Here is a 20,630-nt window from a genome sequence, read left to right on the forward strand (position 1 = left end):
AGCGACCGTTCCGGCATCACCGTCGGCGCAGGGCGTTGATCACCGCCTACGGTTTGCAGAGCACGCACTTTCGCTGGTCGGTGGTGCCGGCCTGTTCCATCGCCGCCAAGGCCCGTTCCTTGTCGGGGTAATCGAACCATCCGCCCTCCCAAAAATCGCTGCTCGACACGATGGAGGGCACTTCCGCGCAGCGATCTCGATGGAGCGTCACTCGATCGATCCCCCGTGCGATATGAATCCAATAGCTCATGATTCCTGTCCCGTTCCCCGTTGCACCCTTTCGTGGGCACCCTACCACGCGGCGCGACGAAAGGGCAATGCACGCACGCGCCGACGCCTGCGGCAGTCCCGCAATAATCACCGTTCAGTTGTGGGATGAAATCAGAGAATTGCGCTAAGGCAGGAGCTGCCACTCATCCTTCTCGATCACGGTCTTGACACCGGTCTCGAGCTTCTTGACATCGTCCTTGTCGAACAGGCGCATATACCGCTCGATGCGATCCGGGTCATCGATGCGCTCTTCTTGCATGATCCCGCCGGAAGCCTTGTACCGCCGAATTAACATTGGCATCTCAATCCATCCTCCAATTGTGACTCGCGTTTCCACGCCAAGATTCGGTACAATAGTGCAAAGTCACTCGCAGGGTCAAGCGCTTCCACCGTAGAAGTCCTGGGTCTTTCAAGGAGTCGGCCATGCCGGTTTACGAATATCGCTGCGACCATTGTTCACACCAGTTCGAGGCCACTCAATCCATGCATGCGCGGCCGGAGGACACGGTCTGCCCGCAGTGTACCGGCATGGGCGCGACACGTATGCTCTCGTCCTTTGCCTCCCAGGTCAAAGGTTCTCACAAGACCGGGTACGAGGAACAGAAGGCCTACAGCATGTTGAACGAGCGCATGCATCGGTTTTCCAAGCTGCCGCCGGCCATGGGGAAACGGGTGCCCGTGACGCCTGAGATGATGTCGGGAGCCGATGCGGCTCCCCCCCCCGGAAACAACGAATCGTGATCACCGCCGGCACGGATCCCGGACGGTGAGCCCATTCACTCACCCTTCCACGCAGGGACCTGAACCGACGCGGCGAAGGAGCGACAGGGAGTCTCGTCGAGCATGGATAGTCGAATCAGCCTGTATGTCGGTCTGCTGCTGTTATGCCTGGTGAACGGACCGGCCTGGGCTGAAGTCGCAGGCTCGTTGGTGATTGCCGGCAACGGTCCCGAGCAGACGGTGATTGAGTCCCTCGCCCGCGCATTTGAAAAGGCCAACCCCCGGGCCTATGTCGATATCCTGTGGGACGACAACTCCAAGCCAGTCGAGATGGTCAAGGGCAAACAGGCCCAGATTGCCGTGACCGGCACCCCGGAAGAGGGCCTGCGCGCCTTGCAAATCGGATGGGACGGCATCGCCATCATGGTGCACCGCTCGAACTTCACCAAGGAAGTCACCTCGCAGGAAGTCGGCGAATTGTTCTCCGGCAAATTCAAGTTTTGGGCGGACTTGGGCGGGCCTGACACAAAAATCCTCCTGATCGACCGGCCGCGGAATCAAAACAACCGCGACGCCTTCGAGCAGCAACTAGGCATCACCGGCAAGATTCCGGAAGGCACAAAGGTCATCCCGAAAGACGAGAAGGTCATCAAAACCATCGCCGGGACCCTTCCGCCCCTCTCCGCCGTGGCCTATCTGTCGCTCGGTCAGGCCTTGGAAGCCGTCGCCTCCGGCGTGCCGGTTCGCCTCTTGCCCGTCGATAAGGCGGAGCCGGAAACCCCGACCGTGAAAGACGGACGGTATCCGCTCCGGCGACCGGTGCTGCTCCTCTCGAGCATGGAGCCGAACCAGTTGGTCGAAGCATTTGCACAGTTTGCGCTGACGGACGAGGGCCAGAAGATCATCGGCGAATCCTATACTCCGCTCCCAAAGCCATCATCTCCATAAAAGGAGGCATTCATGCGCGCCATTCTTACGGCGGTCCTTGGCACCGCAATGCTTAGTGGAAGCATCCTGTCACTTTCCATCTTGGCCCATGCCCAGGAAGGGGCAATGGTCGAGGGAGCCGGATTTACCATGTTCGGCACCGAATCGATCAAGGGCTCGGACGCGTCCAAATTGGAGAAGGATCCGGTTTGCGACCGCACGAAACGCCCCTCGATCGCCAAGGTGGAGCCGGATGAGGCGAAGCCCGGCGAGAAGGTCACGATCAAAGGGGAAAATTTCGGCACCAAGGAATGTTTCCACGGCGTCACCTTCAGCGCCGCCTCCAGGGAAAAGATCGACTATCAGTTCGTGAACGACAGCACCATCGAAGCGGTGGTGCCGGAAGCTAAGGCCGGCATGTCCTTCATCATTGTCGTGGCGGGCGGAGGTAGCGCCCAGTCCAAACCCCTCCTCATTAAGGAAAAATAGGGCCGTTCCGGCAGGAGGCCGCGGCCTTCTGCCGGGTTCCACCAGCCTGCGGTTTTCCCCTTCCCTCGTCTCGACAACTCTCTTGATCCTGTGCTAGGTTACGCGATCTTTTTGGAGGCGAATCAGAGGTGAGCTACGGCTCCGCCCCTCGCTCGATCCCGTCATGTTCCGGAAGATTCTCGTTGCCAATCGTGGCGAAATCGCCATGCGCATCATTCGCGGGTGTCGCGAACTCAACATCGCGACGGCGGCGATCTATTCCGAAGCGGACTCCTCCGGCATCTACGTCAAGAAGGCCGATGAGTCCTACCTCGTAGGGCCCGGCCCCGTCAAAGGCTTCCTTGACGGGAAGCAGATCGTGGAGATCGCCAAGCGCATCGGCGCGGACGCGATTCATCCCGGCTACGGCTTCCTGTCGGAAAACGCCAAATTCGCCCAGCTCTGCCAAGCGTCTGGCATCACCTTTATCGGACCGTCCCCTGAGGCCATCAACCTCATGGGCAGCAAGGTCAAGGCGCGCGAGATCGCTCGGCAGGCCGGCGTTCCGATCGTGCCCGGCACCGAAGGCGGCATCACGGATATCGAGGAAGCCCTCGCCTTTGCGCACCAGACCAATTACCCGGTCATGATCAAGGCCAGCGCCGGCGGGGGAGGCCGCGGGCTCCGCGTCGTGCGATCCGATCAAGAATTGCGCGACAACATGGCGGTGGCCTCGCGCGAGGCGCAGGCAGCCTTCGGCGACGGCAGCGTCTTTCTCGAAAAATACATCGAGCGCCCCCATCACATCGAGTTCCAAATTCTAGGCGACAAACACGGCAACATCATCCATCTGGGTGAGCGCGATTGCTCCATCCAACGACGCCATCAAAAATTGATCGAAATCGCCCCCTCACTGGTCCTGACGCCAAAACTCCGGGCTGAGATGGGTGAAGCGGCCATCGCCATCGCCAAGGCCGTTCAATACGACAATGCCGGCACGGTCGAGTTCCTGCTGGACCACGAAGGCCAGTTCTACTTCATCGAAATGAACCCTCGGCTGCAAGTCGAGCATACGGTCACCGAGCAGATCACGGCCATCGACATCGTGCGCAATCAAATTTCCATCGCAGCCGGCAAGCCCCTGGAAATTCGCCAGAAGGATGTCACCTTGCAGGGCCATGCCATCCAATGCCGGATCAACGCCGAGGATCCCCGGAACAATTTCATGCCCTGCACCGGCACCGTGACGGCCTATCTGTCACCCGGCGGCATCGGCGTTCGGATCGACGGGGCGGTTTACCGCGATTACACGATTCCTCCCTATTACGACGCGCTGCTGGCAAAATTGACCGTTCGCGGGCGCACCTGGGAGGAAACCGTCAGCCGCATGCGCCGTTCGTTGGAAGAATACGTCCTGCGCGGCGTGAAGACGACGATTCCGTTCATGAAGAACATCATGGTGGAACAGGATTTTCAGGCCGGCCGATTCGACACGTCCTACTTGGACACCCATCCGGACCTGTATCAATACGAAGAATCCGAGGAGCCCGAGGACCTGGTGCTGGCGATCTCCGCTGCGATCGCCGCCTACGAAGGGCTCTAGGCTCCGACTGCCGGACAGCAACCCCTCAACCCTCAGACAGAAGCGGATCCGCCGCCAGAGGCCGTCAGTATGGCAACGAAGAAGACGAAGAAAGTCGCCCCCAAGAAAACGCAATCCAAAAAAACTCCCGCGTCCGGTTCACGAGCGGCCGCGCGTCCCGTCGTAAAGGCACAGACGGCCGCGTCCGAGCTGCACCTGAAACCGGCACCGGGCAAGAAACTCCTGCTGACGGAAGTGGCGTTGCGCGATGGGCACCAATGCCTCCTCGCCACCCGCATGCGCACCGAGGACATGCTGCCGATTGCGCAGAAGCTCGACAGCGTCGGCTTCTGGTCGCTGGAAGTCTGGGGCGGCGCCACCTTCGACACCTGCCTCCGCTTCTTGAAAGAAGATCCCTGGGAGCGACTCCGCGCCCTGCGCCAGGCCATGCCGAATACGAAGCTCCAGATGCTGTTGCGTGGTCAAAACCTCGTCGGCTACCGACATTACGCCGACGACGTGCTGGACAAGTTCATCGAACGATCGGCGGCCAACGGCATCGATGTCTTTCGCATTTTCGACGCGCTCAACGACGTACGCAACCTGGAGCGCGCCATCCGTGAGGTGAAGGCCTGTGAGAAACATGTGGAGGCCGCCATCTCCTACACCACCAGTCCCGTCCACCATCTGGATGGGTTCGTCAAGATGGGGAAACGGCTGGAGGACCTCGGCACCGACACCATCTGTATCAAGGATATGGCCGGCCTGTTGGCTCCGATGGACGCCTACCTACTGGTCAAGAAGTTGAAAGCGGCCGTGCGCGTTCCGATCCATCTCCATTCGCACTACACCTCGGGCATGGGAACCATGTCCGCGCTGATGGCAGTCATGGGCGGCGTGGACATGCTCGATACCTCCATCTCCCCCCTCGCAGGCGGCGCCTCGCATCCTCCGACGGAGTCGATCATCTCGGCCCTCCGGGGGACCCCGTACGACACGCAGCTCGACCTGCGCGACCTGCAACCCATCGCCGAACACTTCCGCAACGTTCGACGGAAATACCGGCAGTTCGAAAGCGACTTCACCGGCGTGGATGCAGAAATCCTCACGTCGCAGATTCCCGGCGGCATGTTGTCAAACCTGGCGGCTCAGTTGGCCGAACAGAATGCACTCGACCGCATGAAAGAGGTGATGGACGAAATTCCCCGCGTCCGCAAAGACATGGGATACCCTCCGCTGGTCACGCCGACCAGCCAAATCGTCGGCACCCAGGCGACGCTGAACGTGCTGACCGGCGAGCAGGGCGAGCGCTACAAAGTCATCACCACCGAAACGAAGAATTACTTCCTGGGCCTCTACGGTCGCGCACCAGGACCGGTCGACAAGGAAATCATGGCGCGGGCCATCGGAGATGAGGAACCGGTCAAGGGCCGGCCGGCCGATCGGTTGGAGCCGGAGTTCGAGAAACTTCGGCAGGAAATGCCGGAAACGGCGCGGACGCCCGAGGATCAGTTGTCGTTCGCCCTCTTCCCGGCCATCGCGAGGGATTTCTTCGAGGCGCGGGAGCGCGGCGAACTGCAACCTGAGCCATTGGAACCGACCGACACCAAAGGACCGGCAGTCGCGCACGACCTCCGACTCGCACCGGCCGAGTTCAACATCACAGTGCACGGCGAAACCTACCATGTGGTGGTCTCCGGCTCAGGCCGCAAGACCGATGGTCGGAAACCCTACTACATCCGCGTAAACGACCGGCTGCAGGAAGTGTCGTTGGAGCCACTCCAAGAAGTGCTCACCGGAGTGCCGGAAACGCCTGAACCAGGGAGCACGGCCAAACCCAAACGTCCACGGCCGACGAAGCCGGGCGACGTGGCGCCGCCCATGCCCGGCCGTGTCGTAAAGGTGCTCATTTCCGAGGGCAGCCAGGTCAAAACCGGCGATCCGCTCCTGATCATCGAAGCGATGAAGATGGAAAGTCAGGTGCCCGCCCCGATGGACGGACGAGTGACCGCCATCCTGGTCGCGGAAGGCGACAACGTTAAGACCGACGAAACCGTCATTCAACTGGAGTAACCGGTGCGGCTCGCGGTGCCGCTTGCTCGTCTCTCGGGCACCATCCTCGGCTGCCTGCTCATCTGGTGCCTCACAGGGATCCTGATGACCGGCTGTGCAGCAGCTCCCGATATCCCCCCCTGGTTCGACGCCATCCACCGTCTACCGGTTAAGACCGCCACGGTCGGCGGCCACCGCCTTGCCTACCTCGATCACGGCGATGGCCCCCCGCTCATACTCCTGCACGGATACGGCGGGTCCATGTGGCAATGGGAATACCAGCAGGGCCCGCTGGCCGAACGATTCCGCATCATCACCCCAGACCTGCTCGGATCGGGCTTTTCAGACAAGCCTGAGCTGGACTATCGCCCCGATGTCCTGATCGAGTCCGTCCGTGGACTGATGGATGCCCTCGGCCTTCGACAGGCTACGCTGATCGGCAACTCGATGGGCGGCGGCGTCGCCATCGGCATGGCCCTCACGCATCCCGAGCATGTCGACCGGCTGATCCTGATCGACGGTCTACCCGACCGTGTGCGCGAACGCCTCTCCAGCCCGCTGATGAAGCGGGCCGTGAACACACGTATGCCCCTATGGCTCGCTCGTCTGGGCACCACCCTGTTCGGCAGCCGCACGGTGGATGCCGTGCTGAAGGAAATCGTCTACAACCAGAACTTGCTGACGCAAACCGTCCTGGACCGATCCAACCGAAATCGGCAACGGGGTAACGTCCTCGGCCCGCTGTTTTCACTGCGGGACCAACTGCCCCTGTGGGAGAACCAGTTCGCTCGGCGGCTCGGCGACATCCGACAGCCGACCCTCGTCCTCTGGGGCGAACAGGACCGATTGTTCCCACCGCAGGTGGGACGCGATCTGCAGGCGGCCATCCCGAATGCCCGGTTCGTCCTCATTCCCAACGCCGGGCACATCCCACAATGGGAACAACCGCAGGCGGTCAATCGAGAGATCACCGAATTCCTGCAACCTTGACAGAGTATCCGCTCGGCCATAGAGTGACAGAGCGGCTCAGTACCTTTTCTCATCCTGATAGAGAGGCCCCATGATGTCGACGACCATTCCTTCATTTCGTATTGCGATACAGGCGGGTCTTGTGATGGTGCTCACCCTCGGGCTCAGCGCTTGCGGCAACGTTCCGCTTCCCGGCCACCGAGACTTTTCCTACAAAGAGTTGCCGGTCGCCGACGGGAGCGCCAAGGCCGGCGAAGGCCACAATATCCTGTTCCAGGGTAAGCCGTTGATGCTCTCCGGCATGGGCGTCCAGGTCGGAGACCAGGTACGAGACGTGAAACTGGTCCAGACCGACCTCTCCCTGCTCAACATCAACGAAACCAAGGGCAAGGGCAAGGTCCGTATCATCAGCGTCGTCCCGTCCCTCGACACCAAGGTCTGCGAGCAGCAGACCCATTATCTCAGCGAAAAGAACAAGGGCCTCGACCGCATGGTGGAACTCATCACCGTCAGCATCGACACCCCCTTCGCCCAAAAGCGATTTGCGGAGGAGGCCAAGATCGGCAACGTGACGTTCCTCTCGGATTTTCGCGGAGCCGATTTCGGCAAGGCCCATGGGCTCTTGCTCAAGGATCTGCACATCCTCAGTCGGGCCATTCTGGTGGTGGACAAGGACAACAAGGTCCGGTATCTCCAAATCACCCCGGAGTTGGGGCAACTGCCTGACATGGAGGAAGCCTTTCGGTTTGCGCGCTCGCTGGTGACGGCGAGCTGAGGCGGCATGGCGCACTTCGATCTCCTGGTCATCGGTACGGGTCCTGCCGGTCAGAAGGCCGCCATCCAAGCGGCCAAGCTGGGCAAGCGAGTCGGCATCGTCGAACGGAAACAGGTCGTCGGCGGCGTCTGCACCAATACCGGCACCATTCCCAGCAAATCCCTCCGCGAAGCCGTACTCTACCTCTCCGGCTTCCACCAACGCGGCCTGTACGGCGCCAGCTATCGCGTCAAGCAGGACATCACGATGGAAGACCTCACCTTCCGGGCCAACCACGTGATCCGCCGAGAAATCGAAATCATTCAGAATCAAATGGCTCGCAACAACGTCGAGATGTTTTTCGGCGAAGCGAGCTTCGTGGATCCACACCGGCTCCGCATCACCATGCCGGACGACCGCGTCGAACACACGGCTGACTTCATCGTCGTCGCCTGCGGCACCATCCCCGCCCGTCCCGACCACATCGTGTTCGACGACCGCACGATCATCGACACCGACGGCATGCTCGGGCTCACGCAGTTGCCCAAGTCCATCACGATCATCGGCGGCGGCGTGATCGGAACGGAATATGCCTCCATCCTCGCCACCATGGGGATCCACGTCACCCTCATCGAACGCCGGCCTCGCCTGCTGGAGTTCGTCGACCAGGAGATCATCGAAGCGCTGCAATACCACATGCGCGGCATCGGCGTGACCCTGCGATTCAACGAAGAGGTGGTGTCGGTTGAAACCCAACCGTCAGGACAGGTCATCGTACGGCTGAAGAGCGGAAAGGAGATCGGCGCCACAACCGTGCTCTACTCGGTCGGTCGAATCGGGGCCAGCGCCACGCTCAACCTCGAAGCCGTGGGGTTGACGGCGGATGCCCGCGGACGGCTGGGCGTCAACGAGCACTATCAAACCGCCGTGCCGCATATTTACGCGGCGGGCGACATTATTGGCTTTCCTGCGTTGGCCTCCACCTCCATGCAGCAGGGTCGCCACGCCGCCTGCCATGCGTTCGGCATACCCTTTTCGACACAATCGGAATTGATGCCCTACGGTATTTATTCCATCCCGGAAATCTCCATGGTGGGTCGGAACGAGGATGAGTTGACTAAGAACGGCATCCCCTATGCCGTCGGCATCGCTCGGTATCGCGAAATCGCACGCGGCCAACTCATCGGCGACGAGATCGGCATGCTGAAACTGCTGTTCCATAACAAAACGCGGGAGTTGCTCGGCGTCCACGCCATCGGCGACGGCGCGACCGAACTCATTCACATCGGCCAGACCGTCATGGCCTACCACGGCCAGATCGATTACTTCGTGGACACCGTCTTCAACTATCCCACCCTCGCGGAATGTTATCGCGTGGCCGCGCTGGACGGCATCAATCAACTGCCGCGTCCCTGGGCGCCGAGGGCGTGACGCGTCGCACGCATGAAGGAGGACAGGCATGTCGTTTTCGAATCATCTTCGAAAGTTGGCTCAACCCGTGTGGGACGCCCAGCTGACGCACCCCTTCGTCGTGGCCTTGGGGAAGGGCACCCTGCCCGAACGCAAATTCCGCTACTACATTCTGCAAGACGCTCGTTTCCTCGGTGACCTCGCCAAGGTCTTCGCTGCCGGGGCATTGCGCGCACCGGACTCCGAATCGGCCCTCCGTTTCGCCAAGCTGGCCGAAGAAACCATTACCGTCGAACGCAGCCTGCACGAAAATTACGGCAAGCGCTGGAACCTGTCCGCCCAGGCCATGCTCAACGAGCCGATGGCCCCCACCAACTACGCTTACACCCGCCACATGCTCGCCGTGGCCCAAGGGGGCACCGCCACCGAAATCGCGGTGGTCGCCCTGCCCTGTGCCTGGATCTATTGCGTGGTCGGCAAACACCTGCTCCAAGACGGTCCACCCTCGACCAAACATCCCTACCGCGCCTGGCTGCTACTCTACGCTTCTCCGGAATTCGAAGCCGTGCAGGAATGGATGCGCGCCAAGGTGGACGCCTGGGCCCGCGTGGCGGGCTATGAGGAAAAGAAAAGGATGGAACAGGCCTTCATCGTCAGCTCGAAATACGAGTGGATGTTTTGGGAGATGGCCTGGAATGAGGAGAAGTGGCCGGTGTAAGGGGCAAGAAAACAGGTGGCAGGCCTGCCCCCTTGCTCGCGCAACGCGCGGCCTCGGAAGGCCCTCGTTGAACGCGGGTAGTATGGTTCCTCCCTGCTCACAGCAATCTATCTATAGCCCATCACGCAGGAAGTGGGAACACTTAACTCGCTTTCGGATAGCGGTACGGTTCCTCGTAGGGTTCGGGCTCCTGTTCAGGCGCCGACTCGTCCATCATCGTCGTAATTTCGTCCTCCTCCACCACCGTCGCCCAAACTGCGATCACGAGTACGAGAATTGTTAAGCCGAGAAGAAAGAAAACAGGCATGGTGACCTCCTGTGTTCCTGGTGGTCCTCCTTTCATGCTAGTCCCGGTGGAGACTCGCCGACTACCCGGTAGATCCCTAGGTGGAGCCTGGCCATTTCCATGACCGACCGTGCCTCATCAGCCACCGTCCTGACGCCACGTGAAGTCGGCCTGCATCTCGGCGGCTTACTGCTGGTGATGGGACTCCTGGCGCTCTGGTACTGGCTTTCGACCGGTGCGCGCGCCGTCCCAAGCCTCATTGAAATGCTCGGCGATGACGATCCGTCGACAAGGGTGGCGGCGGCAGAGCAACTGGGCCACATCGGCCAGGCAGCCCAGGCCGCTGCGCCGGCGCTGTCGGCTCAAGCCACCAGAGACGTGAACCAACATGCCAACACGACGGCGGCCGCCGCCCTGAAGTCCATCGACCTAACCACGGCGCGACACGTCATGACTCATTTCAGTTCCAGGTTGCAGGATCAGGATGCTCAGCAGCGCCGGACCGCCGCGGCAGTGCTCGGCAGCCTCGGGCCGGTCGCACAGCCGGCCGTACCCGCCCTGTTGACGGCGGCGCACGATCCCGATGACCTTGTTCGGCGGAACGCGCTGGCGGCCCTCGGAAGCATCGGCATTCCCGCCCCTCTCATCACGGCGGCCTTAGTGGAAGGCCTGCACGATGCCTCCTCCATCGTGCGGCATGGAGCCGTCTCCCAGTTTGCCTTTATGGTTCCGGTGCCGGAGGAGGCAGCATCCGCTCTGACGGCAGTGCTCACTAGCGGCGATCCCACATTAGCGACCCTTGCCGGTCGAGCCATCGAACGGTCCAAACAGGACCCCTCTCCAGCGCGAGCCCTCGCCATGATGATTCAGTATCGAACGGCGCGCGAGTACGCGCTGCACCAGCTCGCGCAACTCGGCCCGGCGGCCCATGAGGCCCTCTCGGCCGTGCTTCCGTTGCTTGAGGACGACCAGCCGTTCATTCGATACCTGGCAGCCCAGACGATCCATGCAATGGGACCTGCCGCGCAGTCCGCCACCACCGTTCTGCAGCGGCATCGCGAAGACCGTGACCCAGTGGTGCAGGCGAGCATCGCAGAGGCCTTGGCGGCGATCGATCCGTCACCAACCTCTCCAGGACAGGCAGCACAGGGACTCAGCCGATGACCACCACGCCCCCAATTTCACCCTGGCTGGCCCGTCTGACCCGTACAGGCTTTTGGGCTGCCGTGCTCGGCGGACTTCTTCTCCCCTGGGGCATCATGCTAGGTGTGGACTATCTGGTGCGCGGGGTACCCTGGCTTCAGTCCTGGTACACCTTCACGCTGCACCTGTTCGCACCGGGCTACAATCTGTTTCTAGTCGGCCTGCTGACGGCCGTCCCCTTTATCGCACTCGCCCTGACGATCCTGTTGCACCTGGGCAAGGCCCCGATTGTACCGGCGCATATTCCTCGACAACGGGCCTATGGGATCGCCTGTGCGAGCGTGGTTATGGTGGCCCTAGCCACCTGGACCCATATCGAAGTCCTCGTCCATCCGGATGCGCAGGGGGCCCTGGCGTATTTCTTCCTCCCCGTCTGGCTCCTGTGTGCCCTCCCGGTCGGCTATGCGTTGGGGCGACTGGCCGCACGATGGCTGGTGCCAGGGAGCGCTGAGTGACCTCCGTCACCGCTGCCCAGGCCCAGGCTGGACAGCATCGGCGACGTGGGTATAATGTGACGCTGATGCGTCTCGCCAAGAGCCCGTACCAATGACACGCCTGTTCTGGTTGATCGCACTCCTGTCCTACTGCGACGTATCCGCCTGGGCCGCCTCCAAGTATGAGGACAGCCTCAAGGAGTTGGCGGAAGGAGTGGCGGCCGAAGCCATCAAACTCAAGAAAGATCGCCTCGCGGTGCTGGATTTCGTCGATGAGAAGGGTGCGGTCACGCCGATCGGCCGGTTTTTGGCGGAGGAATTGGCAACGCATTTGCTCGTCGCCGGAGAGTTGAAGATCGTCGACCATAACCTCCTGCTCGCGACCATGCACAAACACGCGCTGACCGCATTGGAGGCATCGCAGGCCAAGGCGGCCAAGAAAGTGGCCAAGGCGCTGCGTGCCGATCTGTTTGTCACCGGCAGTTACCGCGAGTTGCCCGAGGGGATGCAAGTGACCACCAAGCTGATCGGGCCCTATACCGTAGCCCCAGTCGGGGCGGCCAGAGCCACCGTCCCCAAGGCTGGCCCGCTGTCGGCCCTCCTGAAGCAGGCGGCCCAACCGCCGGATCCCGCCACGCAGCCGAAACCGATCATTCCCACGATTCCGGTGTTGCGGGCGAGCAAAAACGAGATCTATTCGATCAACATCATCGACATCACCCAGCGGGACGGTTCCATCGCACTCGATCTGGTATTTGAAAACCGCTCCGCTCGTCCTGTAAAAATCCTCTGTCAGCTTCAAGACACCTATTTGCAGGACGAACAGGGGACACAGTGGATGCTGGACGTTGCCCATCAACGTGAAGGACTCTGTACCAGAGGGATGGAAATCCTCCCTCGGCAGCAACAGCGCGCGAACTTGGTCTTTCCCATGCAAGACAAATCCGTCCAGGGGACCGTCTCGCTGCATTATCGGGAAGCCTCACCTCGGCAGGACCGCATCCTCACCTTGGACGGCCTGACCGTCACAGTCGCGCCTGCCTCAGAACCGGAGCCGACGGCCACGCAGGACCCCACGCCCCCCGCACCCTAAATTCATCGCTTCGGAACCATTTGCACAGGGAACAGCCAATGATCAAACAAGTCTTGACGATAGCGGGCTCAGATTCGGGCGGCGGAGCAGGGATTCAAGCCGACATCAAGGCCCTGTCGGCCAACGGCGTGTACGCCATGTCCGTGATCACAGCTCTCACGGCTCAAAACACGGAAGAAGTGATTGATGTCTTCGAAGTTCCTCCCGCGAGTGTGGCGGCGCAGCTGGATGCGATTTTCGATGATTTTGACGTGGCGGCGGTCAAAACTGGAATGTTGTCGTCGGCCGAGATCATTCGCACGGTGGTACGGCTGCTCAAACCGCAGCAGGTCACCAACCTCGTGGTAGACCCGGTGATGGTCGCCAAGGGCGGGCAGGCCCTGCTGAAGCCCGAGGCCGTCGATGTCATGAAGAAGGACCTGTTCCCACTGGCCCTGCTGGTCACACCGAATATCCACGAGGCCCAGCAGCTCTCCGGTATCGAAATTACGTCCCTGGCCGACGCCCGACGTGCCGCCAAAGTGATTCATCAATTCGGCTGCGCCCATGTGCTCATCAAGGGCGGGCACTTACCGACCGATCGCGCCACCGACCTCCTCTATGACGGCCGCTTCTTCAATGTCTTCAAGGGGGAGTTCATCGACACCCCGCATACCCATGGCACCGGCTGCACCTACGCGTCGGCGATTGCAGCCCATCTGGCGCGCGGGAAGACCATAGCCGATGCGGTCCAAACCGCCAAGACGTACCTGACCGAGGCCATCAGACATAGTCTGGCCATCGGACATGGGAAAGGACCAACCAACCATTTCTTTTTTCTGAATCAGGGTTAGTCGCCTATGGCTCGCATCCTTGGATCACCGCTTTCACTTCTTCTGGCCGGATGGATCTGGCTGCTCTTATCGACCTTACTGGGCTGGGCCACCTTTCTCGGCATCGTGCGCGGGGCTCCGCTGCCCTATGGGTTTCGCCTGTTGCACGTGCACGGCGCGCTGGTCGGGGGTCTGCTGCAGCTGCTCCTGGGGTTGGCTCTGACGGTGGTCGAGTTGTCCGGCCCCGATTCGAAACGACCCAAACAACCCGGACTGTTCCTGGGCTTGAACCTCGCCGTCCTGGCCTTGGCCGTCGGGACGTGGCTGCGCCAACCGAACCTGACCCTGCCGGCCGGCCTCGGGCTTCTATTCCTGTTCGCACCCGTCACCCGGCGGTTGTTTCTCGCCCTCGCCACACGTCCGGACCGTACTCCACTGGTCACCTTCTTTTTCGGATTTGCATGTGCGGGCCTGTTCGGCAGTCTGGTCTTAGGAGAATTGCTCGCCGGGGGCTGGGTTCCCATTGAACATGGCAGACTCCGTTTAGGTCATATCCATGGGAGCTTGCTGATCTTTTTCACACTCGCGGTCGTCGGCTCCCTGCAATTGGCGCTGCCCGCCTTATTGCATCAGCCGCTCTACAGTGCGCGCCTGGGCCAGGTGGCACTCCTCCTCTTACCGGCTTGTGTGGCAGGACTGCTCACGGGGTTTCTGCTGTCCTCCATCCCCATCCAGCTGGTGGCCGGCGGCTTTCTCGTGGCCACCTTGGCCCTCTATGCGGCGAACCTGTTCCTCACCTGGAAACAAGCCGGTCAGCCGGGCTCGGCCGGAAGTGATCACCTCATGACGGCAGTCTTCTTCCTCCTCCTTTTCACGATCCTGGGCATCGCCGTGGGGATCAATTCGCTGTGGACGCCACCGGCCATGCCCTATGGCACACTCCATCTGGTCGCCTATACGCACAGCGGATTCTTGGGCCTGTTCGTCCAAGCGATGGTCGGTGCGCTCTCTTATGCCTTGCCCGCCCTGCTGGCCGCGCAGCGGGTAGTTAGCCACAAGAAGCGGTCGGTCTACCACGAACGCCTGGCTCACACCATGGATCGCTGGCGGGCCGTGCAGGTCGCCGGCCTGAGCTTCGGCACTTTGGGGTTGGTGCTGGTGGCGTCGGTCATTTGGAATGTCCCTCTCTCATCGCCCTGGGTTCAAAGCCTCACCTGGATCAGCTTGAGCCTGTTATTGGGCCACATAACGTTGGTCACGATGAAAATCGTCCAGGTGGTGGGAACCTATCCGACGAGCGAACGAGACCACAAGGGTGCCTGACGATGGAACAGCTCCTTTCATTTCAAGACCGGCTCGGCCACCGCATCGCCGCGGTGCTCGCCACACCGGATCGACCGACGGATCGCGTCGCCCTGCTCTGCCATGGATTTCTGTCCCATAAGAATAGCAGCAGCAATCTCGCCCTCACTCAGCGTCTCACGAGCCGCGGGGTTGCAACGTTTCGATTCGACTGTTTCGGTCACGGGGACAGCGAAGGCCCCTTCGCGAAACTGACCACCACGACAGGAGTCGGGCAAACAGGCTCCGCGTTGGACTATCTGGTCAACCGCGGGTACCGGCGGCTGGCCCTCGTCGGCTCCAGTTTCGGCGGCCTTCTATCGATTCTCGCGACCGCCGAATGGATGACCAGACATCGCTCGCAGCCGGACTCTGTTCCTCCGCTCGCCTGCCTTGCGCTGAAGTGTCCGGTCGTCGATTTCGGCGAAGAACTGCTGCTGGAGTTGGGCGAGCAGGGGCTTCAGCAATGGAAAGCCACCAACAGCATTCCCGACCTCCATGGAGGCCCCCGGCGTATTCCGCTCGACTTTGCCTTTTATGAAGACTGCCTGCAACGCATCGCCTATGAACCGGCCCGCACCATCACCACGCCGACCCTGATCGCCCAAGGGGACGCGGATGAATATGTCCCGCTCCATCAAAGCCGTCGACTCCTCGATGCCCTCGCGGGCATCAAACGATTGGAGATCTTGCCCGGTGCCGATCATCGGTTTACACGAGAGACCGACTTCGAACGCATGTTGACCCTGCTGACCGACTGGGTCATTCACCATTCCTCCTCCTAACCGCAGGGTTCTTCCTGCACCCCGCGCCCCAAGTTGTGCACTCAGTGCCAGAATGAACGCAGCCGGCTATCCCTGATGAGTTGAAATAGCCGTCTCACGCGGGTTTCTGTCGCTCATTGCTCACATGCGATCTGGCATACCGGTTGCTCTCCTCCTTGCCTGCGTTTTTTCTGGAGGAAGTACCATGAAAACTCCTACAAGCTTGTTCATGTTCAGCATTGCTGGTTGTATCAGTATCACGCTGACGCCGATCGGCATGGTCTCTTCTGCCCATGCCGCTGATGCCACAACCACCAGTCTGAGCCTGTTGCAACAGCCGGCGCTCGCCGATGCCGTGGCCAAAGCCACCGCCGCCGGCACCACCGCCGTCCTTCCGACTCCGGCTGCTTTGGCCCTTGTGGCGCAAAAGGGTCAGACCGCCGTTGGAACCATCACCCTGCACAAGGGCGGCACCGACCGGCACACCTACTACCTCAGTACCAATCAATCCTGGGTCTGGATGAATCCGCCCTACGGCAGCACCCAGACCATCACGACCGAAGTCGATCAATTGGTCATCACGGCCCAGACGGCCAACCTTCCCATCGGGACCCATAGTGCCGTCGTCTACGTCGTCGACTCCGGACCGAACAACTTTACGAACATGCTGCGCGTCCCGGTCACCCTGACGGTCACCGCCGCCCAGCAGGCCACAGCGCCGCCCCCGCCGCCGGCTTCGCCGCCCCCTGCGCCCGTGACTCCGCCCCCGGCTCCCGTGGTTCCCCAGCCGACCCCGGTGGCCGTGACACCCCCGCCGCCGACCCCGGTGGCCCCGCCGCCGGCACCTCCGATCACTTCGACGGGAATTGCGTCAAACCCGATGGCCTTGGCCTTGACGGCCCCCAAAGGCCAAACCGCCATGGGCACTCTGACATTACGCAAGGGCGGAACGGCGCAGCATTCCTATTACTTGAGCACCAATCAATCCTGGGTCTGGATGAATCCGCCCTACGGCAGCACCCAGACCATCACGACCGAAGTCGATCAATTGGTCATCACGGCCCAGACGGCCAACCTTCCCATCGGGACCCATAGTGCCGTCGTCTATATCGTTGAATCGGGGCCGAACAACTTTTCAAACATGCTGCGCGTCCCGGTCACCCTGACGGTCACCGCCGCCCAGCAGGCCGCAGCGCCGCCCCCGCCGCCGGCTTCACCGCCTCCTGCGCCCGTGACTCCGCCCCCGGCTCCCGTGGTTCCCCAGCCGACCCCGGTGGCCGTGACACCCCCGCCGCCGACCCCGGTGGCCCCGCCACCGGCACCGCCGGCACCTCAACCCAGCGTGTCGTCGCCGATCCAGGCCACCCCGACCGCGCTCGCCCTGACCAGCGCCAAAAATGTCGGGACCATCTCGCTGAAGAAGTCCGGGACGGCTCAGCATTCCTACCTGATCAGCGCCAGCCAGTCATGGATTTGGATGAATCCCCCCTATGGCAGCACCCAAACCATCACAACCGAAACGGACAGCATCACCGTCACGGCCTATACGGCAAGCCTTCCGGCTGGGACCCATTCCGGTGTCATCTACATCGTGGAATCGGGGCCGAACGGATTCACCAACACCCTGCGCATCCCTGTCACCGTCACGGTAAGCTCCACTCAGACAGCGGATAACAACCCGACGGCACCCAGCCAACCAACGGCTACGACTCCCCCGCCGCCACCGCCAAGCCCAACGGCGCCTCCTCCGGTCGCCAACGCCCCGGGGACGACGACTCCGCGGACAGCTACGGCCACGGTGAGTTGGAACGCCAACAGCGAGCAGGACTTGGCCGGGTATCGTGTCTATGTCGGGACACGATCCGGCAGCTATAACTTCGCCGGTCCCTTCGAAGTCACAAAGGGGACGAGCTTCACGGTGCCGAACCTGCCGGTAGGGACGACCTACTTCTTCGCCGTCTCGGCATTCGACAAATCGGGTAATGAAAGCGCGAAATCCGTCGAGGTCAGTAAGAGCCTGTTCTAAGCCGCAACCTGCGACGGGATGATCGAGAGGCCGTAAGCCGGTGCGCCCCTGGCGCCGGCTTACGGTAAAGCGGACGGAGAGACCGACCTCGCACAGCGAAACCCCGTATAACTGTTCCGAGTGTCCGGTGGAAGTTTAAACCGGCCATAGGTGAGCAAGTACTTCGGCAGATCCGACCACGACCCGCCACGCAAGACCCGAAAGGATCCCGCCTCCGGCCCGGTTGGATTGTTGGAAGGGCTGACTTCATAGTAGTTCACGCCATACCAGTCCGCCACCCATTCGGCGACATTCCCCGCCATGTGCGAGAGCCCATAGGGGCTGAGCCCTTCGGCGAGTCGCTGCACCGAGACCAACACCTGGTTGTAGCTGAACCTGGCGCCGAGCCCAAAATTGGCCAGCTCCGCCGTCGGCATACGGTTCCCCCAGGGAAACAGGCGGCCATCGGTCCCGCGCGCAGCCTTCTCCCACTCCGCTTCCGTCGGGAGACGAGCCCCGCGCCAACGGCAGTATGCCTCCGCATCAAACCAGGTCACACCGACCACCGGGCGATCTCCATGCGTAGCAAGATCCACCTCCTGCCATTGCCAAGGGGCCGGACGTCTCTCTGCCGACAGGAATGTCGCATAGTGCGCCGTCGTTACTTCATCACGATCGATGGCGTACCGGTCCAGCCAGACTCGATGCTGCGGTCGTTCATCCTCCAACGATTCCGTTCCGCTGCTTCCCATCAGAAATTCCCCCTCTGGAACCATGACCATAGGAGTGTCCCGGCGGAGCAGCACCTCGGGGGTTCCGTGCGGTTTCCGAAGTTGCCCCAGCTGTGCATGCACGGGCTCGTTTGTCGAGGGCCAACGCAGAGGGAGCAGCAGGAACAGGCCGACCAACAGCATCGCGCGTTTGGCGATCACGGGATGATGCCACCCACGACCCAATGTCGGTCATCCGGCACGTCGATGAGCAGCCGGGACAGGTTCATGTGCGCCAACTGGCCGGCGACTTCATCTTCGGTAAACGCGGCCAGCAGCGAGTGGTAAAAATCGCGCTGCAGGATGGGGTCTTCATCGGCGGTATATTGCTGGACGATGGCCCGAGCCGCCTCGGGGGATTCCGGACGTAACAGATCCATGACCAGGATACAGGCTCCGGGTTTGGCCAATTGCCTGAGACGCACCCAGAACTGCAACGGATTCGGAAGGTGATGGAGCAGGCTGTTGGAGAGGAGCACATCCGCCGCCTCCGGCAGCTGCAAAGTTTGGAGCCGCTCGCAACAGAGCGCGATACGATGGGTCAAACCTGCCTCCGCCACCGCTCTCGCCGCGAGGTCCAGCATGGGCCGGCTGGCATCCACCGCCGTCACCCGCGCGTCGGGAAAGGCGCGGGCAAAGCGTATCGGAATGTCGGCCGGCCCACAGCCCAAGTCCACGGCATGGCCGCCGCTCCAGTCTGGAAAGTATTCTCGAAACCGGTTGACAAACCCTTGATTCTCTTCCGCGAAATCGGCCTGGGCGTAGGCGCGGGCCTGGTCCGCATCATCCATCAATTCCGCTTCAAGTTCTCGCTTCATCTCCGGCCTCACCATCATGTCGCCTATTCACGCGTACCCGGTCACCAGTCTGAACCACTCTTTCGGTCGACACCCGCGCATAAAGCCGACTCCAGCCCGGATACCCTTCCTGTGCTATGCGAGCATACATTCCGTCGCGAAACCATCGGGCATTCAACGGCACGGTCCCGCCCTCCATGGTATTTTCGATTTCGCTGCCGATCATCCCGGAGCCCGTCGACCGTAATCACCGCAGAGGCCACGGCCTGCTTCGGCACGCCTCCGTTCGAGATGCTGGTTTGATACAGGTAGGGAATCGGCGACTGAGTCGACCCGGCCCTCAAGAGCAGAATCCCCCTTCGCAGCCTTCCATGGCAACCGCTTCCAGCGCGACCCATCCGTCCCGCTCGCGAGCCCCTTTGACGTACACGCCGAAAGCCGCGTAAGCGGATTCGATCTCGTTGCGCTGCTCACTCAGCAACCCGGACAGCAGGAGCCTCGCCCCCCCGGTCGCCAAGCCGCACAATGGCCCGCGGCAATCCAACAGGGTTTGGCGATCCAAGTTGGCCAAAACGAGCGTGGGTTCGAGCGCCGAAGCGGCGGCGTCCGACCCTACATCGCCCACCGACAGCGTGAGCCGTCCGTCGAACCCGTTGACCTCGGCATACTCACGCGCACAGTCGATCGCCGTCGGATCATTGTCCACGCCCACCGCCTGCGCCGCCCCTAGACGCAGAGCCACCATCGCCAAGATCCCGCTGCCGGTTCCCATATCCAAAACGCGATCGTGGGGCCTGACTACCTCCTGCAGCCAGGCAATCAGCAGCTGCGTCGTCGCATGGTGCCCAGTCCCGAAGGCCTGTTTGGGATCGATGGTCAAGGTCACGTCATCATCTTGAGGCAGCACGGATTTCCAGCTCGGTCTGATGACCACACGCCCGATCCTGACCGGCTCCACCAGCCGCGCCCATTGCTCGTTCCAATCCCGGTCTGCCAGTCGTCCGATGCGGATGGCCTTCTCCGCATGATCATGCCCCAGCTGCGCCAACGCCTGTCGGAGCCGCATCCACGTCTCCGGCCCGCAGGATGCCGCTGGCCAATAGAGATGGACAACCTCGCCCTCTTGCCAGGCCCCGGTGACGGCCGGGTCATTCAACAGGCCGAGCACTTCTCCGGCATCCATCGACGTCCGCACGTCGACTTGCACCCACTCGGTTTCGGACACTGTCTCGCCTCGCTTGGTGGTTGACCTCAT

General features: G+C 61.7%; 22 protein-coding genes. 16 read left to right on the forward strand and 6 right to left on the reverse strand.

What is annotated here, in order from left to right; genetic code table 11:
- Positions 1-46: 46 nt before the first annotated feature.
- Entirely contained in the window at positions 47-250 is a 204-nt protein-coding gene (locus tag HRU82_05700) for a hypothetical protein (protein QOJ34472.1), read from the reverse strand.
- 144 nt (positions 251-394) lie between these two features.
- On the reverse strand, positions 395-571 hold the full coding sequence (locus HRU82_05705; protein QOJ34473.1) for a hypothetical protein: 177 nt from the start codon (positions 569-571) through the stop codon (positions 395-397).
- Positions 572-693: 122 nt separating this feature from the next.
- On the opposite strand from HRU82_05705, the gene HRU82_05710 reads away from it, so the two are divergent.
- From HRU82_05710 to tenA, 9 genes are all read left to right on the forward strand, one after another.
- Complete coding sequence (locus tag HRU82_05710; GenBank protein ID QOJ34474.1) at positions 694-1,011, forward strand: zinc ribbon domain-containing protein; 318 nt, start codon at positions 694-696, stop codon at positions 1,009-1,011.
- A gap of 102 nt (positions 1,012-1,113) precedes the next feature.
- Positions 1,114-1,938 (forward strand): substrate-binding domain-containing protein, encoded by an 825-nt coding sequence (locus HRU82_05715; protein QOJ34475.1) that lies wholly within the window; start codon positions 1,114-1,116, stop codon positions 1,936-1,938.
- Positions 1,939-1,950: 12 nt separating this feature from the next.
- Positions 1,951-2,406, forward strand: coding sequence for an IPT/TIG domain-containing protein (locus tag HRU82_05720; protein ID QOJ34476.1), 456 nt, complete (start codon positions 1,951-1,953; stop codon positions 2,404-2,406).
- Positions 2,407-2,569: 163 nt separating this feature from the next.
- A complete protein-coding gene (accC, locus tag HRU82_05725) occupies positions 2,570-3,988 on the forward strand; it encodes an acetyl-CoA carboxylase biotin carboxylase subunit (GenBank protein ID QOJ34477.1) in 1,419 nt (472 codons plus the stop codon).
- Between the two features lie 69 nt (positions 3,989-4,057).
- Entirely contained in the window at positions 4,058-6,040 is a 1,983-nt protein-coding gene (gene oadA / locus HRU82_05730) for a sodium-extruding oxaloacetate decarboxylase subunit alpha (protein QOJ34478.1), read from the forward strand.
- A 3-nt stretch (positions 6,041-6,043) separates the two neighbouring features.
- Complete coding sequence (locus HRU82_05735) at positions 6,044-7,009, forward strand: alpha/beta hydrolase (protein ID QOJ34479.1); 966 nt, start codon at positions 6,044-6,046, stop codon at positions 7,007-7,009.
- Between the two features lie 70 nt (positions 7,010-7,079).
- Positions 7,080-7,763, forward strand: a complete 684-nt coding sequence (gene tpx / locus HRU82_05740; protein ID QOJ34480.1) for a thiol peroxidase — start codon at positions 7,080-7,082, stop codon at positions 7,761-7,763.
- 6 nt (positions 7,764-7,769) lie between these two features.
- A complete protein-coding gene (sthA, locus tag HRU82_05745) occupies positions 7,770-9,173 on the forward strand; it encodes a Si-specific NAD(P)(+) transhydrogenase (protein QOJ34481.1) in 1,404 nt (467 codons plus the stop codon).
- A 28-nt stretch (positions 9,174-9,201) separates the two neighbouring features.
- A complete protein-coding gene (gene tenA, locus HRU82_05750; GenBank protein QOJ34482.1) occupies positions 9,202-9,870 on the forward strand; it encodes a thiaminase II in 669 nt (222 codons plus the stop codon).
- Between the two features lie 142 nt (positions 9,871-10,012).
- Here tenA and HRU82_05755 read toward each other — a convergent pair whose 3' ends face one another.
- Positions 10,013-10,177 (reverse strand): hypothetical protein, encoded by a 165-nt coding sequence (locus HRU82_05755; protein ID QOJ34483.1) that lies wholly within the window; start codon positions 10,175-10,177, stop codon positions 10,013-10,015.
- A 99-nt stretch (positions 10,178-10,276) separates the two neighbouring features.
- Here HRU82_05755 and HRU82_05760 point away from each other — a divergent pair, with 99 nt between their 5' ends.
- The 7 genes from HRU82_05760 to HRU82_05790 all read left to right on the forward strand — a co-directional run bounded on the left by HRU82_05760 (position 10,277) and on the right by HRU82_05790 (position 17,829).
- Positions 10,277-11,320, forward strand: a complete 1,044-nt coding sequence (locus HRU82_05760; GenBank protein ID QOJ34484.1) for a HEAT repeat domain-containing protein — start codon at positions 10,277-10,279, stop codon at positions 11,318-11,320.
- Positions 11,317-11,814: a hypothetical protein gene (locus tag HRU82_05765; GenBank protein ID QOJ34485.1), complete on the forward strand. Its 498-nt coding sequence runs from the start codon at positions 11,317-11,319 to the stop codon at positions 11,812-11,814. Before HRU82_05760 ends, HRU82_05765 begins: the two co-directional genes overlap by 4 nt.
- Before the next feature lie 91 nt (positions 11,815-11,905).
- On the forward strand, positions 11,906-12,886 hold the full coding sequence (locus HRU82_05770; GenBank protein QOJ34486.1) for a hypothetical protein: 981 nt from the start codon (positions 11,906-11,908) through the stop codon (positions 12,884-12,886).
- Between the two features lie 38 nt (positions 12,887-12,924).
- The gene (thiD, locus tag HRU82_05775; GenBank protein QOJ34487.1) at positions 12,925-13,719 is read left to right on the forward strand and encodes a bifunctional hydroxymethylpyrimidine kinase/phosphomethylpyrimidine kinase; all 795 of its coding nucleotides are present in this window, start codon (positions 12,925-12,927) and stop codon (positions 13,717-13,719) included.
- 6 nt (positions 13,720-13,725) lie between these two features.
- A complete protein-coding gene (locus HRU82_05780; protein QOJ34488.1) occupies positions 13,726-15,021 on the forward strand; it encodes a hypothetical protein in 1,296 nt (431 codons plus the stop codon).
- 2 nt (positions 15,022-15,023) lie between these two features.
- A complete protein-coding gene (locus tag HRU82_05785; protein QOJ34489.1) occupies positions 15,024-15,824 on the forward strand; it encodes an alpha/beta fold hydrolase in 801 nt (266 codons plus the stop codon).
- A 184-nt stretch (positions 15,825-16,008) separates the two neighbouring features.
- Positions 16,009-17,829, forward strand: coding sequence for a hypothetical protein (locus HRU82_05790; GenBank protein QOJ34490.1), 1,821 nt, complete (start codon positions 16,009-16,011; stop codon positions 17,827-17,829).
- Between the two features lie 59 nt (positions 17,830-17,888).
- Here the strand turns inward: HRU82_05790 and HRU82_05795 are convergent, their stop codons facing one another.
- The 3 genes from HRU82_05795 to HRU82_05805 all read right to left on the reverse strand — a co-directional run bounded on the left by HRU82_05795 (position 17,889) and on the right by HRU82_05805 (position 20,630).
- Positions 17,889-18,740, reverse strand: coding sequence for a formylglycine-generating enzyme family protein (locus HRU82_05795; GenBank protein QOJ34491.1), 852 nt, complete (start codon positions 18,738-18,740; stop codon positions 17,889-17,891).
- Positions 18,737-19,396, reverse strand: coding sequence for a methyltransferase domain-containing protein (locus HRU82_05800; protein ID QOJ34492.1), 660 nt, complete (start codon positions 19,394-19,396; stop codon positions 18,737-18,739). Before HRU82_05800 ends, HRU82_05795 begins: the two co-directional genes overlap by 4 nt.
- Before the next feature lie 319 nt (positions 19,397-19,715).
- Entirely contained in the window at positions 19,716-20,630 is a 915-nt protein-coding gene (locus HRU82_05805; protein QOJ34493.1) for a 50S ribosomal protein L11 methyltransferase, read from the reverse strand.

Source organism: Nitrospira sp. (assembly GCA_015709715.1).
Taxonomy (GTDB): Bacteria; Nitrospirota; Nitrospiria; order Nitrospirales; family Nitrospiraceae; genus Nitrospira_A.